We start from the raw sequence: 16,157 nt of genomic DNA, 5'->3' as shown, positions 1-16,157 counted from the left end.
TGGGCAAATTAGATAAACAGATGTCATAAATCATAAATCACAAATCCAAAATCAGATGATAGAGAATAGACAGACATCTAAAATCAAAAATCTGAAATCAAAAATCAAAGAATGCTAATTCAATGTTAGGGCACCGAGGATTTCTTCAGACATGAAAGGACCACCTGGGTAAGTAGCGGTATAATCCAGGTTGAGCCAGATCTGGCCGCGTTCGTCAATGTGGTAATGGAGTTCTTTGCCTTTACTTTCTTGCTTGAATAATACTTCCTTGATAAGGTAGTTGATAGCCTCAAGATCGGCTTTTTTATTTCCGATAAGTACTTCTGGATAAATATGCCCTCCGGTATGGATAAGCCTTGGTGTTCCTCCAACAGCTCGTACGCAGGCAGCCATAAGGATGGCATGATCATCACAATCACCAGAAAAATGGATTAGTGATTCGGTAGCTCGGGCAATGTATTCCTTTCCTTTTGGATCGCTTACATAGTTCCAGCGACGCTGTATTTCCTTAAATACTGCAAAACTTTGTATTTGTCGGCGGTATTCGCTGTATCCTTTGACATTCCTAAAATATTTGGTTGTAGCAAGCAGGGCAAAATTCCGAACTTTTGGATTGTCATATTCAATGGCATTTAGGATTTTTGACTTGTTAGGGAATGGTAAAAGCTTTGAAATGATGATGTCCTGTGGATTAGGGTCTTCAGACATACTGTAGACCATCGAGCGATAATCTTCGAAAACGCTATTAAAGCCATAATTGCCAAAAAGGCTACCATAAATCAATGCAATCAGATACAAGGCGATGCAAAGAATGATGATGGTTTTCATTAGCCTCAATGTCAATTGGATAAGAACAACTACAAGTATAAAAAGAAGAATCCTGTCGATATGGAAATACCAATTAGGGTCAATGATATTCTGGTGGATAATGATAAATACAGGAATAGCAATCAGTATGTTCAGTACGAAAATAATGATGTTATCCCAAGGTTTTTTGACCTGGAGTTTCTCTTTGATTTTTTTGAAGTCTATGTTACCTTGTTTCTCCATATCAACCCAAAGGCCGGCTCAATCGTATTAGATTTGCACTATATCTGCAAAAGTACCTTTTTTATCAATAATAGAAAGTTCTAACAGTTGATTTTGAACATTGTTTAACGTTTTGTTATCCAGTGATTTTTGCGACCATTCTGTTAAAGAAAGCCATTCCTGAATGTCCTCAATTTTTTGATTGTAACGGGACGATAGTGTTTTGTCAATACTAGGAATTTCCTTGAATTCCTCGGTTGTTTGATTGATGATGTCCAGTATGGTTTTGATAATTTCCGGCTGTGTTTCCAGAATTTCATTTCGCACAGCAATTACAAAACAGGGCCAAGGAGTAGGGCAGTCACCAATTCTTCTAAATATTCCTTTATCGACTAAAGGTTTGGTCATAAAACGTTCCCACATAAAATAGTCTGCCGTTCCGGCTGTTAAGGCTTCAACTGCGCCCTCTATGGTATTTATGATTTCAAACTGTAAATTTTCTGTTTTCCAACCCTGATTGTGTGCGTTGACATAAGCCATAAGCTGGGAACCAGAACCAATTCTGCTGATGGCTGCTTTAGTTCCTTGCAGGTCGGAAAGTGTTTTGTATTTTGAAGCAGCGCCAACATGAATCCCCCAAATAAGCGGCGACTGCACGTAAACTTGCACAATTTTACTTGGATTTCCGGAAACAATATCTTTAATGATGCCTTCGGTCAAGATTACAGCTATATCTGTCTCGCCATTGCGAAGCATTTGGCATAGCTTGCCTGTTCCTTCCGGAACATCTGTCCATTGCAGGTCAATGTTCTGTGCTTCAAATTCTTCATTTTCTATGCAAAGATGCCAAGGCAGGTTAAAATGTTCTGGCACTCCGGCTATTTTTATCGTTTTCATGATGAATAACGGTTTTGTATTTGTTTGATATGATGCTCTAAATGGGCAACATAATCGCTCATTAAGAATCTAAGGTTAATTATGGATTTGTCATTCAGCTCAATTTCATAATGCAAAGCTTCACTGTTGACCGATTTAAAAATTCTCAGTATTTGCTTGTTCAGCGAAAACCAGAGTTGGATTAATTCCTTACTGCCAGTTGACTGATACTGGTTTATAGCTACTAAATCTTCCTGGTTGTATGTTCTATATTGGTAAGGTTTTGGAGCATAATGTATTTCCGTAAACCGTACCAGATTGTGAATTGCTGAGTCAATCAAATGGCCTAGTATTTCTTTTTTAGACCATTTGTTGTCTGGTTTGAAATCTAAAACCTCTTCATTTGTTGTATTAAAATAATCGAGATTTTCGACCAGTAGCTCTTCAAATTTAAGAATCACTTCTTGCAGCATCAGGAATTATTTTGCCAATTTATCTAATGTATATGCAATTAATTCGTCTACAGCTTTGTATGGGTCTTCACTAAAAGTACCACTTGCACGGTTAGCGATAATAGCATTTAGCGATAAAGCATTGTGTCCAAGCAATGCAGACAGTCCGTAAATAGCAGCCGTTTCCATTTCAAGGTTGGTAATTCTGTTGTCGTTAAAATTGAAATTGTCCATTTTTGCATTTAATTCCGGGTCCTGGATTTCAAGACGCAAAACACGGCCTTGTGGTCCGTAAAAACCGCCTGCCGTTGCTGTGATTCCTTTAAAGATTTTGTCACTTTCGATCAGTTTTTCCAGTTTTTCACTGCAACGTACTACATAAGGTTTTCCTTTTCTGATATCCCAATTTGTATGATGAAGGAATGCTTCGCCCAAAGCTTCGTCAATAATCGGATCAATTTTATAAGAACGGAGCATGTTGTCTAATCCCAATCCGAATTTAGACATAACAAAGCTGTCCACCGGAATATCTTTCTGTAAAGAACCCGATGTTCCAATTCGTATGATGTTTAGGGAAGTCAATTCTTCTTTTGGTTGGCGTGTTTCCAAATTGATGTTGACAAGCGCATCCAGTTCGTTAACTACAATATCAATGTTGTCTGGGCCAATTCCTGTTGACATTACCGTAATTCTTTTTCCTTTAAAGATTCCGGTTTGTGTTTTAAATTCTCTTTTTTGAGTTGAAAATTCAATAGAGTCAAAAAACTGAGTGATTTTTTCAACTCTATTCTGGTCGCCTACGAATAGGATATCGTTTGCAATATGTTCTGGTTTTAAATTCAGGTGATAGACGCTGCCATCAGGGTTTAATATTAATTCTGAAGATTGTATCATTTTTTTGAGTTTCTAAGTTTTTATAAAGGCTAAGCCTCTTGGTGAAAAAGCCAGTTATTAAATTATTTTATTTGTGAGAGTGGGGTTATCCGCCAACACGTTTTACCTTAAAGCCTTTTTCTTTAAGGATTGTCATTATCTTGTCACGATAGTCACCTTGTATGATAATTGAATCGTCTTTAAAGGTGCCACCTACGCTTAATTTTGTTTTTAGTTCTTTAGCCAGAATCTTGAAATCGTCATCAGATCCGGTATAGCCTTCTATAATGGTGGTTGGTTTTCCTTTTCGTTTCTCGAACTTACAAATCATTGGTTCGGTTTGGACCCAGAGTTCTTTTGGTTCGGTTTGAGTTTCTTCGATTTCTTCAGACGGTTCGTGGTCTGGGAAAAGCTTTTTTAATTGGTCATGTAAATCCATAACTGTTTAATTGGATTTTTATTAAGCGCAGTGTCGTTTACTGCTTCTTATATTCTACAAAATCAAAAAGACATCAAGCATAACTCAATGTCTTTCTAATAAAGTATAAATGTAAAACTTATTTTTTGATTAATCCCAAATCAACTAAACGTTCGTGCAGGAATTCTCCAGCTGAAATGTCTTCGTATAATTTTGGATTTTCTTCATCGATACAGTTTTCAAGGCAGTCCAGACGCATGTCGCTTACCGGGTGCATGAAGAATGGAATGGAATAACGAGAAGTTCCCCACAATTCTCTTGGTGGGTTTACCACTTGGTGAATAGTAGATTTAAGTTTGTTATTGGTATGTCTTGAAAGCATATCGCCTACATTGATTACCAATTCGTCTGGTTCCGCAATAGCATCAATCCAGTCACCATTATGGTTCTGTACCTGAAGTCCACGGCCTTGAGCTCCCATCAATAAGGTAATGAGGTTGATATCGCCATGTGCTGCAGCACGGATAGCGTTTTCCGGCTCTTGTGTAATTGGCGGATAGTGGATAGGACGTAATATGGAGTTTCCTTCTTCGGCATATTTGTCGAAATAGAATTCATCCAAACCTAAATGCAATGCCAATGCTCTCAATACATAAATTCCTGTTTTTTCGAGCATTTGGTAGGCATCTTTTCCTACTATATTAAAACGAGGTAATTCTTTTACCTCAACGTTGTCAGGATATTCTTTAGCCCATCTTGAGTCATTGTCTACATACTGGCCAAAATGCCAAAATTCTTTCAAATCTCCCTCTTTTTTGCCTTTAGCGTGTTCTTTTCCAAAGGAAACATAACCACGCTGTCCACCAATACCAGGAATTTCATAACTGCTTTTGGTTTCTAATGGTAAAGAGAAGAAGTTTCTGATTTCGCCATACAGCTCATCTACCAGTTTGTCATCTAAAAAATGACCTTTTAATGCTACGAAGCCTATGTCTTCGAAAGCTTTTCCGATTTCATTTACAAATTTTTGTTTACGTTTCGGGTCGTCCGAAAGGAAATCACGCAAGTCAACACTAGGAATATTTTGCATACTCTTTAAAAATATATGTTAATAACTTTGCTAGGCGTCAAGCCTTGTTATCACAAATGTATAGATTATTTTGAGAATTTAATTTCAAAAGTTATTAACAATAGAAAATTCTGTAACATTAAGAGTTTATGCTGTTATTTTTTTATACTTTTGGGCGAGCTAAAAAATTGCGCAAACCTTTTCGTAACTATTATGAATTTCGACAGAAAAAACCTAACCAACGAACAATTATTAGATTTATATAAAAGAATTTTAAAGCCCCGATTGATTGAAGAGAAGATGCTGATTCTTATCCGTCAAGGAAAAGTTTCCAAATGGTTTTCCGGAATCGGGCAGGAGGCAATAGCCTGCGGTGTTACTGCTGTTTTGGATAAGGATGAATATATCCTTCCGATGCACAGAAACCTTGGCGTTTTTACAGGAAGAGATATTCCGCTTTACCGATTATTTTCACAATGGCAGGGAAAGGCTAACGGATTTACTAAAGGTCGTGACCGTTCGTTCCACTTCGGAACCCAGGAATATAAAATTATAGGAATGATTTCGCATTTGGGTCCTCAGATGGGAATTGCAGATGGAATCGCCTTGGCCAACAAGCTAAAAAAGAACGGAAAAGTTACGGCTGTGTTTACCGGTGAAGGTGCAACCAGTGAAGGAGATTTCCACGAAGCCTTGAATATTGCTTCGGTTTGGGAATTGCCAGTGATGTTTGTGATTGAAAATAACGGTTATGGACTTTCCACACCTACCAATGAGCAATACCGTTGTGAGAATCTTGCCGATAGAGGTATAGGTTACGGAATGGAGGCACATATTATTGACGGGAACAATATATTGGAAGTTTTTACCAAGCTATCAGAATTAAAAGCTTCGATGATAGAAAACCCAAGACCGGTTTTGTTGGAGTTTAAGACCTTCAGAATGCGTGGCCACGAAGAGGCTAGTGGTACCAAATATGTTCCTCAGGACTTAATGGACTTGTGGGCTATCAAAGATCCGGTAGATAATTACAGAAAATATCTTTCGGAATTGGGAGTGCTTACGCAGGAACAAGATGATGAAATTCGTTCTGAAATCAAAAAAGAAATCGACGAAAACTGGGCTATGGTACAAGCCGAACCTGAACTCGTAGCTACTTATGAAGAAGAATTAAATGATGTTTATAAACCTTATGAATTTGAGGAAGTTACTCCTTCAGATAAAAAGATAAATATTCGTCTTATTGATGCCATTTCTAATAGTTTGAAAGAGTCAATGGAGCGTCATGAGAACCTGGTTATCATGGGACAGGATATTGCAGAATATGGAGGTGCATTTAAGATTACTGATGGTTTTGTAGCACAGTTTGGAAAAGAAAGAATTATCAATACACCTATATGCGAAAGTGCCGTGGTTTCAGCCGGAATGGGACTTTCAATCAACGGACATAAAGCTATTGTAGAAATGCAGTTTGCAGATTTCGTTTCGACAGGTTTTAATCCAATTGTGAACCTTTTGGCTAAATCGCATTACCGTTGGCTGGAAAATGCAGATGTAGTTGTAAGAATGCCTTGTGGTGGTGGGACACAGGCAGGACCTTTCCACTCACAGACTAATGAGGCATGGTTTACAAAAACACCAGGTTTGAAAGTGGTGTATCCGGCTTTCCCATATGATGCTAAAGGACTTTTGAATACTTCTATTAACGATCCGAACCCGGTATTGTTTTTTGAACATAAATTACTGTACAGAAGCATCTACCAGGATGTTCCAAAAGATTACTACACACTTCCACTAGGAAAAGCTTCTTTGTTGAAAGAAGGTAAAGATGTAACAATTATTGCTTTTGGAGCTGCTGTACATTGGGCGTTAGAAACTTTGGCTAAGAACCCGGAAATTTCTGCGGATCTATTAGATTTAAGAACATTGCAGCCGTTAGATACTGAAGCGATTTATGCTTCTGTAAAAAAGACAGGAAAAGCAATTATTCTTCAGGAAGATACGATGTTTGGTGGTGTAGCCAGTGATATTTCTGCCATGATTATGGAAGAGTGTTTTGAATATCTTGACGGGCCGGTAAAACGCGTATCGAGCTTAGATTCGCCAATTCCATTTACAAAAGCACTGGAAGATCAATTCCTGGCGAAAGGACGATTTGAGGAAGCTTTAAAAGAGTTGATGGCTTACTAAATTATAAAATAATACAAAAAAGGTGTAGAGAAATCTACACCTTTTTTATTTATGATTACATAAGTAATACAACTTAATTTGATATAGAAACTAACTGATAACAGCATTTTTCATTACCATTGATTCCATCCAATTTTATGAAAGTTGCTGCCTGACCATTCGACAACGTTAGCGTACTTCTTCCGTTCAAAACAAAATTTTTACCTGTCATTTCATTAACCGTGCTCATTTCATTAAATGTCACACTTCCTTGATCTGCTCTGATAAAAATGGTTTCTCCAGCTATTATAGTTGAATTAATTCTGTTTATTATATTATTAGTACTTCCTACTGGAACTTTGACAAAAACTAATTTTTTTCCCGAAGTCACAATACCTGTAGTTGATCCTGTTGCTACAAGAATGTTTTCAATAGAAACATTTTGGACAATTCCAATTGTCTCGCTCAAGCGAATATCTTGAAATGAATTGTTTTTAGCATTTATTACGTTATTGTTGCCAATACCAGTAATAAACCTTTCGTTGTGTGCTGATGGATTGTCCTTTTCAGAAACGGTTACATAATTGTTTTCTACGGTCACAGATGAATCTAATACAGATATACAACGGCCAGTTCCAGGAGGCACAAAAGATATAGGCCTTGAGCCTTGTCCGGCAGCATTGGCAAATCGACAGTTGCTAATATTTATTCCGGAGCTATTGGTAATATCAATACTTATATCGATATCTTCAAACCAACAGGTGTCAAAAGTAATATTTTGAACGTTTTTTATCTTATAGCCATATCTCACATGTCCCCCGGTAGCACAATTTATGAATGAGAACTCACATGGATTTACATAATCCGTTTTGCTTTCTATCAAAACATTTACTCCATCCAGGCCAGGATCAGTATCATTATAAACATAAGGCGCTTCAAAAATACAATTGATGAACGTACTCGTATTTAATTGTCCGGTTATTTTAAGACAGTTATAATCGACGTGTTTTCGGGTTATCCATACGTTTTCAAAATTTATGTATTGATTGGGTAAGAAGTAATCTGTGATTGATCCAGGAGGAATAGTTTCGCCACCTTCTAGATGAATACCATGTCCTTTGCAATTATTCATTCTTATATTTTTGAAACTACAAGTCCAAGCCCCACCTTCTTTGGGATCTTTAATTCCTTTAAGGTGTATTCCGCCGGTACCTACCACATCTTTTAAATCAAATACGAAATTCTCCATTTCCGTATTTACAATCGGTCCTACGGCCAGTTTAAATATATAATCATAATGGGGAGCTGTTTCAAGTACTACAAACATACTTCCCTTACCGCCCAGCAATTTTATGCCGGATTTGAGCTCTATAGGCTTATCAATAAAATAAGTCCCGTTTGGAAAAAGCAGAGTCATTTCTCCTGATCTTTTGTTATACCAAAAATTCTCGTTGACATAATTGATTGCCGCCTGTATTTTATCTGAATTGGAAAAACCAACTGGTGTGTTGGCAGGATATTCATCCTTAATAACCCCAAAGAATAAGATATTCAGATGCCCTGAATATTGTCTGAACCATCTGCCGTTTGCAGGTGACGTCGCAACACTGGATTTAATAATCGTACCATCATTTGGTGTTTGTACCGTGTCTTGAGGAGCACTGCCTTTACCACTTGTTTTATAAATAAAAATGCCCTCACCTCCATCGCCTTCATTATAATAACCTTTAACATATACTACGGTGTTATCATAAATGTTACCAGGTTGAAAAATGTCATGGATTTTCAAATCCTTAATAGTGTTCAAAGTTTCAATCATAGTTTTTTAAGTTTTAAGATAATTTAAGAAGTTTATTTTTAAGCAAATTATTATTTCGGCAGACGGTTTTTAATCATCTGTATTTGTCCCATATGATTGGCTTGGTGTTCCATAACATGAAACCAGGCAAAATAATTATTCATGGATTTTTCTTTGGTTACGGCATTAAACCATTTATCGTCTTTAGTCTTTAGCAGACGTAGAGTTTCATTACGTACCTCATCCCAAATTTTTAGGTAGTATTCGATGGGTTGGCCTACCAAGGCTTTTCTGGCAGGATCTCCTAGTTCAAGAGCTAAATCCCATTTTGCTTTTTCTTCTTCGTTGAATTCTCTGTTTTCAAAAGTAAAGACCTGATAGAATTTTTCTGTTGTAGCCAAATGATAAATCATGGCACCAATTCTATTGGCGTCTTCAACCAAAAGATAATCGGTCTGTTCCTTGGTCAGATCCTTAATGCTCATGGTAATACGGTTTTTTAAATTTTCAAGCATAAATACTGTCGTCCCGATTTCTTGGGAATAGCCTTTTTCAGGCTTGACAATATACTGCGCCTGCATAGCAGATCCTATGAGTAGGATAACGGCAATGTACTTAAGTAAGATTCTGTTTTTCATAGCTTTATCAATTTGATTTAATTTTAAAGATAAAACAATTTATAAAAAAACAGCTGTTAAAATTATGTTATAAGAAATGTTTAAGTTTATTATTTCAGCTTTATCCCAACACCAATTCCCACATTCCATTTTCCATCAGCAGTTGCTGTTTTTGCATTGTAGTATAGGGGAATCTGGAAAGCTAATTTCTTATAGCTGTAAGTAAGTCCCATTCCTAGAGTTGGCATTACAAAAGAGTTTTTTACTTCCGATTTGTCTTCCTTAAATCGCAAGGAGGGAAGCATACCTAGCAATAGTTTCGATTTTCCGGATGTAAGGCTAACGTTTGGTCCGGTAAAATTTAAAAAACCTCCTTTGTCAACATAGCCTGCTACAGCAGTTCCTTCAAAAAAGGCAAACGAAATTTTAGATTCTTTAGTTGCAGTGGTAGTTTCAATCGTTTGTGCTATGGAGGCAGTAGTGATAAAGGAGGTAAGGAGAAAGAGTCCGATAGTAGTTTTTTTCATATATTATTTTTCAAGTGGCAAATGTAAATGCCTTGATAGTAGTATATATGATGATGAAAGAAACGAGCAAGAATTTGTAATAACAGGCAGAAAAATTGAATTGAACAGCAAGCTGTATATAAAAAAGCCCGTCTATAATTCTGTAGACGGGCTTGTAGGGTTTATTCTTTTTTGAATTCGATTTCTCTGCCAGATTGCTTTAATATCATTCCTTTGGTTTCGGGTTTGAAAGTCAGTTGTATACCAGCCTTGTCAAAAGTGAAAATGTTATTGTCTATGGCTTCTAAAGGAAGAGGAGATTGGCCCGTGGCTTGTGCACTTATCGTGTTTTCTTGTCTCGTGATGGTTATCTTGAAGGGCATGCCTTCTGCAGCATAGGTTCCAGTAAGAGCTTCTAATTCTTCAGGTTTAATATTGATAGCCTTAAACTCAGGAATTTCATAAGCTTGACCCAAAGCAGCCTTTACGACGATATCGGTTATTAGGTCGAGTTTATAATTGGTAGCATTTGAGGTAATTGCATAACTTATCTTGTCGTTTTCAAAATTAGTGAACATGGATTTATAGCCGTCAATTGCGCCGTCATGTCCAATGCCTGGATGATTTTCGAACGAATAATCAAATAGGCCTAAACCATAATTATTCTTTAAGGTTTTCATTTTTGAAATACTTTCCTTGCTAATGATTTTTCCGTTGAATAAGGCATCGCTAAATTTGACCAAATCGGCCGGATTACTTTGAATTGCACCTGCTCCCATAGGAACTGAAGCATGCGTATTGGCATGAGGATTCCAGCCATTGGAAAAAGTATAGGATACAGCTTCATGATTTGTAACGCTTTGTGAATGCCCGAAATAGGTATTCTTTAATTGCAGCGGTTTGATGATGTTGGCCGTAAGGATTTCAGAATATTTTTTCTTATAGATATGTTCCAGTATATAGGAAAGCAATACATAATTTGAATTGCTGTAAGCCGATTTTGTATTGGGTTCAAAATCGGTTCCTGTTTTGGTAATAATTTCCACTATTTCTTTTTCAGATTTAGGCTGTGCATGCCAGCTAAGGTAATCTGCATTGTCTGTAAGACTTCCGATACCGCTACTGTGATTCAATAAATTTTCAACGGTTATTTTTTTAGCATTAGGCAGCTCTGGAAAGAATTTGTCTATTGTGGTATTCAGGTTTACTTTTTTTTGCTCAACAGCCTTGAGTACCAAAACAGCAGTAAATGTCTTGGATATAGAACCTATGCTGTAAATAGTATTGTTGTCTGCTTTGATTTTATTTTCAATATTTTGGAAGCCTACAGTTTTGGTATAAATTATCTCGTTGTTTTTTGAAATGGCAACACTTCCCATAAACTTATTATGGTTTTCTAAGGTTTCCAGATAATGATCTAGTTTTTTGCTATCAAAAGATTGGGAGAAAGTTGTAGTAGCGATGCACAATGAGAGACAACTGGCAATTAGTTTAAATTTCATGTTTATTTATTTTTTAATCGTTTAGAAAGTTTTAGAAGAAATGTTATAATGACAAAAAGAATAAAAGCGGATACAGTCATTACTGGGATAAACCAATTGCCTAATTGTTCGTATTGCTGATAATTGATAGAAGAACTGCTTATTTTTCCTAATACGAAAATATCATTGTTGCGATAGAAGAAGCCAACGTTTTCCGGATCGAAGATTTTTGCGAAAATCAAAAACACGAATGAAAATAAGGATAAGTATAAAAGCAAGAATATGATGTAGGATATTCCATTCGTAATATTCAATAATAACGCTTTTATTATTTTTAACGGATTAAAAGTTCTGGTAGCTTCTTCCAGTTTTTTTTCTGCGACTAATTCTTTTAAGAAAATTTCAGGGCGGCCCAGTTTGTCAAAAATATCAAGCAGACTTTCTACTTCATTGCTCTTTGACAGCGAAAAAGCTTCATAAATATGGCTGTTTATTTCCAGCAAAGTTTCGTGTTGGTTTTCTTTACTAAGATCTTTTACGGCATGCTTTACTCTGCCAATGTAATCTTTATATAATCTTTTTGCGTTAGTATCGGTAAATGTAATTTCTTGAAATTTCATGGCTAAATAGAATTGATGGTTTGGTTTAAATTATCCCAATAGGCTTTCATCTGCGCTATTGTAGATTTGCCTTCTTTTGTAATCTTGTAGTATTTTCTGGGAATGCCCGATTGCTGTTCCACCCAATTATGTTCCACCAGATTTTCATTCTTTAGCCTGATCAGCAAAGGGTATAAAGTTCCTTCGGCAATGTCAATGTCTGTAATCCTTTTAATTTCACTAATCAGGTCATATCCGTAATATTCTTTATCCTTATTCAGAATATTTAGCACAATAAAAGAAAGCGTTCCTTTCTTCAATTGCGATATCCATTTGTTTTTATATTCTACGTTCATGAGGCAAATATAACAAAATACATAGTATAACAATGTATGTATTTGTTTTTTATTTCGTGTTCAAAAAAGAAATCGAAACTATTTGATGCCACGGGGCAATTGGGGAACAGTGTGAAAAAAATCTACACTTTTTGGTTGTTTACGAAATGTTAAAACTCCCTGATAATAGGGGGTTCTTGAAATGGCATAGCGCTTGCTTACCGTGATGTTGTGAGTTCTTTCTTATAATTTTCTACGGTTTTCCACACAGGATAATCTTACAAATAAGAAGGGAATCTTACACCACCACCATTACTAAACTCAATTTTACGACAATGAAAAGTGAAACAATTACTTCTAAAGAATTTTATTCTTCTCAAAAAGATACCTGTGAAGATGAACAAAGCTTGACAAGTTTTATCTTTCAGGTGAATAGCCTGATACTCGAAAAAATGCTGTTTTTTCGATCTCCAAAAAAGGCAAACCTAATGATATTGTCAGGTACTTTCCTGCTAATGATTATAGGTGCTTACTTAGCTTATGAGTTTCAGCCAGAGTTTTATCAGTTTAATGTTGATAGATTAAATTCGGCTATAGGTTTTCCATTCCTGATACTTGCAAGTGCTTTACTGCTATTTAAAGCCGGTTTTATGCTATATAGTATTTACCTGTATTTTCGATACAAACCAGTAAAATCGGTTTCAGATGAATTATTGCCTACCTGTACGGTAATTGTACCGGCTTATAATGAAGGTAAGCTAGTTTGGGATACTTTGCTCAGTATAGCTGAAAGTGATTATCCACAGGAGAAATTACAGCTATTGGCCATTGACGATGGAAGCCAGGATGATACCTGGTATTGGATGCAGCAAGCAAAAAAACGTTTAGGCGATCGTTTATCGATTTACCAACAGCCAAAAAACCAAGGAAAACGTCACGCACTTTACCGTGGGTTTAATATGGGAACAGGAGAGATATTTGTTACTATAGACAGTGATTCTATCGTAAAAACCGATACTTTGAGAAACCTTGTGAGTCCTTTTGTAACAGATGAAAGTTGCGGAGCTGTTGCAGGAAATGTAAGAGTATTGAATAATGAAAAAGCAATACTTCCTAAAATGCTGAATGTAAGTTTTGTGATGAGTTTTGAATTTATCCGTTCTGCAGAGAGCAAAGTTGGTACGGTATTGTGTACTCCAGGAGCATTAGCTGCATACCGTAGACAAGCTGTATTTGCATGCTTGCCGGAATGGATCAACCAGACTTTTATGGGACAGGCATCCGATATAGGAGAAGACAGAGCCATGACAAATATGATTCTTAAACAAGGCTATCATGTGCTGTTTCAAAGAAATGCTTATGTGCTTACGAATGTTCCTGAAAAATACAATGGATTATCCAAAATGTTTATCCGTTGGGGCAGAAGCAATGTGAGAGAAAACCTGATGATGTCGAAATTTGTTTTCAAAAATTTCAGGAAAGAATCTAAAGTAGGTGCTAGACTGATGTTTTTGAATCAGTTTCTGACTCTTGCCATGGCCTATCCATTCTTATTATTTATGCTGTATTTTATATTAATACATCCGGTACTGTTTTTCAGTTCTACGCTTTTAGGAATATTAATATTTTCAAGTTTCCCGGTATTCTTTTATGCAAAGCGTCATAATTTTTCAGAATCGTTATGGGCGTATTCGTATAGTATCTTATATACTTTCGGTTTATTCTGGATTACGCCGTATGCTATTGTTACTGCGGGAAAAAGAGGATGGCTTACGCGATAATTACTCTAAAAATAAAATAGTAACAGCTGCTTGAAAAAGCGGCTGTTTTTTTTTAATAATATAATCTAAAATCGAGCAACTTACATGCTGCATAATATTTTTCATGCAATAGCTCGACAATTTCAATAACATTGTCTTCATCCTGACAAAAGCTAAAGAAGGCATTGTCCAATGGATTACTGTTTGCTTTACTTGAGCGTACTCCATAACCCGAAACGGCTCTGGCTCTGGTGACATCTAAAAAATATTGGGCTTCTTCTCCATCAAGATCTAAAGACTTTGTATTGGCAAAATGTAAAATCTTTCCTTTCATTTTTCCCTCAAAAAGTTCTGCAATCTCTTCAAGGCTATAATAATAGTTATTTAAGCATATCGTATTTCTTTCTCCAGGCACGACCAGATAGATAATTTCATAATTTTTGAAATTATGATCTTCATACAGCAAAGCATTAAGACTTTCTTCTAATCCTTCTATCGTATCACAGGTTTTGTATATACTGTCAATACCGGTTTGAAGTGCCAGTTTTTCCAAGCTTCTAAAAGTTTCGGTCGTTTCTTCTGTATCAATATCGGGAACTGCTTCGAGACAGAAGATAAATTTGTCATTATCCATAAAGTAGACGTCATAAAAAACAAAGGTAGCTTTTTATTTGAAGTGCATTATTGAGGCTTTTTATCTGTTGTTTATCTTTTAGTTATAATAAATAAGCCATTAGATATTTTCAACTATTACATCCTTTGTCCTTTTCAAATCCCTCTTATAATAAATATCTAAAAGGATGAATAGAGAAATTACCAGGTTACCCAATATATAGAATGTTAAGGGTTGGTCCAATGAAAATATTTTTAGAAAAAGACAAACAAGCCAGACAATAAAAATATAAGCATTAAAGATGCCGGTAAAAATGTAAAAGAAATTGGTTCTTACTTTGTTTTTTCGCTCTTTTTTGAAATATAAAATTCTCAGGAGAATCAAACTCACACCAAGTATAAGGCAAGAGAAAATACTATATACATAGAATAGGAACAGCCCTAGTAAATCTTTGTCTGAAAAATAATCAAAAAAGCCATATAATGTCCATATGTTTATTAGGATAAAAGACAGGGTAGTGAACTTATAATGCTGCTTATCTTTAACGTTTTCCATATACTATAATTTTGTTTGATAACTTCTTCTATATCGATATAAGGAATAACTTCATGGAAGAAGGTAAATTTTATTATCCGTTAATAGATATAGGAAAAAACAAAAGTAGCTTTTTTATTTAAAGCGTATTATTCAATATTTTTCTGCATAAAAATGTCAACCAAATACTATATAATCATCCCTGTCCATGGGAACTATTTTTCATTCACAATCTAATAGAATTGAATATCTTTACAATACAACCAGAAAAAAAGTAGCTGATAAAACTTCAACATACAATAGCAAGTATAGACAGAGATTCCGATACAAACGCAAAACAATATTATTCTTTCCAATACAAATCAATAATGAAAAGTTACTATCCAATAATTTTATTATTCATTCCGTATTATATGATGTCTCAGGATAGAGCTATACGAGCCGTCGATTCTTGTAAAACTATATCAGACAATAAGGTTCTTGTGTTTAACAAAGAAAACTCGGATTTTAGTTTAAAATTTAATGATGAAACAAGCTATATTACAATCTTTTTTGGGAAAGATGATAATGACGTTCAATTTAAACGAATAAGATTATCTGAATTAAATCCTGCTGATTTAAAAGATAAAGAATATGCTCTGGCACATAATTTTATTTATGATATAGTTTATAAAGGCTACTCTATTCACCGTACTTCCCTAGGATGTGATAGTGAAATTTCTGATGAGCTTGAGTATTATATAGACATAATGAAAGATTTAAAAAAGGGCAAATTGATTAGTCCGATAACTGCTATTGAAATTGCAAAAAAAAATGGTTTTGATAGGGTTCTTTCATGCGAGCTGGAAGACGATCCAAGATGGAAGGGCCCCGGTTTTTATGAAGAAAATGAAAAAAAATGGAAAGTAACCTGGACCTTAAAAACAAAAAGCAAATTAGATGTTGGTCTGGATGTAATTAAACTAAATGCAAAAAATGGAAAGGTTCTAGATAAGTATATAGAATTTCCTATTGATTAAAGACAATTC

General features: G+C 35.5%; 16 protein-coding genes. 3 read left to right on the top strand and 13 right to left on the bottom strand.

The annotated features are described in order from the left end of the window. Nucleotides 1-114: 114 nt before the first annotated feature. The 6 genes from FJA49_RS06510 to FJA49_RS06485 form a co-directional block, all read right to left on the bottom strand. Nucleotides 115-1,050, bottom strand: a complete 936-nt coding sequence (locus FJA49_RS06510; protein ID WP_140000069.1) for a transglutaminase — start codon at nucleotides 1,048-1,050, stop codon at nucleotides 115-117. Nucleotides 1,051-1,077: 27 nt separating this feature from the next. Then, nucleotides 1,078-1,926 carry a substrate-binding domain-containing protein gene (locus FJA49_RS06505; RefSeq protein ID WP_140000067.1) on the bottom strand — a complete coding sequence of 283 codons (849 nt, stop codon included), beginning with the start codon at nucleotides 1,924-1,926 and terminating at the stop codon, nucleotides 1,078-1,080. Beyond that, nucleotides 1,923-2,378 (bottom strand): DinB family protein, encoded by a 456-nt coding sequence (locus tag FJA49_RS06500; protein WP_233590080.1) that lies wholly within the window; start codon nucleotides 2,376-2,378, stop codon nucleotides 1,923-1,925. The genes FJA49_RS06505 and FJA49_RS06500 overlap by 4 nt, the downstream gene beginning before the upstream one ends. A gap of 6 nt (nucleotides 2,379-2,384) precedes the next feature. Beyond that, nucleotides 2,385-3,251, bottom strand: a complete 867-nt coding sequence (locus FJA49_RS06495) for a nucleoside phosphorylase (RefSeq protein ID WP_140000065.1) — start codon at nucleotides 3,249-3,251, stop codon at nucleotides 2,385-2,387. Between the two features lie 85 nt (nucleotides 3,252-3,336). After that, nucleotides 3,337-3,669 (bottom strand): translation initiation factor, encoded by a 333-nt coding sequence (locus FJA49_RS06490; RefSeq protein ID WP_140000063.1) that lies wholly within the window; start codon nucleotides 3,667-3,669, stop codon nucleotides 3,337-3,339. Nucleotides 3,670-3,787: 118 nt separating this feature from the next. Continuing rightward, the gene (locus FJA49_RS06485) at nucleotides 3,788-4,738 is read right to left on the bottom strand and encodes an isopenicillin N synthase family dioxygenase (protein ID WP_140000060.1); all 951 of its coding nucleotides are present in this window, start codon (nucleotides 4,736-4,738) and stop codon (nucleotides 3,788-3,790) included. Between the two features lie 192 nt (nucleotides 4,739-4,930). On the opposite strand from FJA49_RS06485, the gene FJA49_RS06480 reads away from it, so the two are divergent. Continuing rightward, entirely contained in the window at nucleotides 4,931-6,907 is a 1,977-nt protein-coding gene (locus tag FJA49_RS06480; protein WP_140000059.1) for an alpha-ketoacid dehydrogenase subunit alpha/beta, read from the top strand. Between the two features lie 73 nt (nucleotides 6,908-6,980). Here the strand turns inward: FJA49_RS06480 and FJA49_RS06475 are convergent, their stop codons facing one another. The 6 genes from FJA49_RS06475 to FJA49_RS06450 all read right to left on the bottom strand — a co-directional run bounded on the left by FJA49_RS06475 (nucleotide 6,981) and on the right by FJA49_RS06450 (nucleotide 12,243). Then, on the bottom strand, nucleotides 6,981-8,705 hold the full coding sequence (locus FJA49_RS06475; RefSeq protein ID WP_140000057.1) for a hypothetical protein: 1,725 nt from the start codon (nucleotides 8,703-8,705) through the stop codon (nucleotides 6,981-6,983). 50 nt (nucleotides 8,706-8,755) lie between these two features. Beyond that, on the bottom strand, nucleotides 8,756-9,322 hold the full coding sequence (locus FJA49_RS06470) for a mycothiol transferase (RefSeq protein ID WP_140000055.1): 567 nt from the start codon (nucleotides 9,320-9,322) through the stop codon (nucleotides 8,756-8,758). Nucleotides 9,323-9,411: 89 nt separating this feature from the next. Beyond that, the gene (locus FJA49_RS06465) at nucleotides 9,412-9,828 is read right to left on the bottom strand and encodes a hypothetical protein (protein ID WP_140000053.1); all 417 of its coding nucleotides are present in this window, start codon (nucleotides 9,826-9,828) and stop codon (nucleotides 9,412-9,414) included. A gap of 161 nt (nucleotides 9,829-9,989) precedes the next feature. Then, on the bottom strand, nucleotides 9,990-11,309 hold the full coding sequence (locus FJA49_RS06460; protein ID WP_140000051.1) for a serine hydrolase domain-containing protein: 1,320 nt from the start codon (nucleotides 11,307-11,309) through the stop codon (nucleotides 9,990-9,992). 2 nt (nucleotides 11,310-11,311) lie between these two features. Then, on the bottom strand, nucleotides 11,312-11,908 hold the full coding sequence (locus FJA49_RS06455; RefSeq protein ID WP_140000049.1) for a hypothetical protein: 597 nt from the start codon (nucleotides 11,906-11,908) through the stop codon (nucleotides 11,312-11,314). 2 nt (nucleotides 11,909-11,910) lie between these two features. Then, nucleotides 11,911-12,243 (bottom strand): PadR family transcriptional regulator, encoded by a 333-nt coding sequence (locus tag FJA49_RS06450; protein WP_140000048.1) that lies wholly within the window; start codon nucleotides 12,241-12,243, stop codon nucleotides 11,911-11,913. Between the two features lie 431 nt (nucleotides 12,244-12,674). On the opposite strand from FJA49_RS06450, the gene FJA49_RS06445 reads away from it, so the two are divergent. After that, nucleotides 12,675-14,003, top strand: coding sequence for a glycosyltransferase (locus FJA49_RS06445; protein WP_394344081.1), 1,329 nt, complete (start codon nucleotides 12,675-12,677; stop codon nucleotides 14,001-14,003). A 52-nt stretch (nucleotides 14,004-14,055) separates the two neighbouring features. On the opposite strand, the gene FJA49_RS06440 is transcribed toward FJA49_RS06445, so the two are convergent. Continuing rightward, nucleotides 14,056-14,616, bottom strand: a complete 561-nt coding sequence (locus tag FJA49_RS06440) for a DUF6642 family protein (RefSeq protein WP_140000034.1) — start codon at nucleotides 14,614-14,616, stop codon at nucleotides 14,056-14,058. Nucleotides 14,617-15,497: 881 nt separating this feature from the next. Between FJA49_RS06440 and FJA49_RS06435 the strand changes: the two genes are divergently transcribed. Beyond that, nucleotides 15,498-16,148: a hypothetical protein gene (locus FJA49_RS06435; RefSeq protein ID WP_140000033.1), complete on the top strand. Its 651-nt coding sequence runs from the start codon at nucleotides 15,498-15,500 to the stop codon at nucleotides 16,146-16,148. The last annotated feature ends 9 nt before the right edge of the window (nucleotides 16,149-16,157 follow it).

It is taken from the genome of Flavobacterium microcysteis (assembly GCF_006385255.1).
GTDB lineage: Bacteria > Bacteroidota > Bacteroidia > Flavobacteriales > Flavobacteriaceae > Flavobacterium > Flavobacterium microcysteis.
Note: the sequence above shows the minus strand (reverse complement) of the source record. Positions and strands in the feature narration are given on the sequence as shown.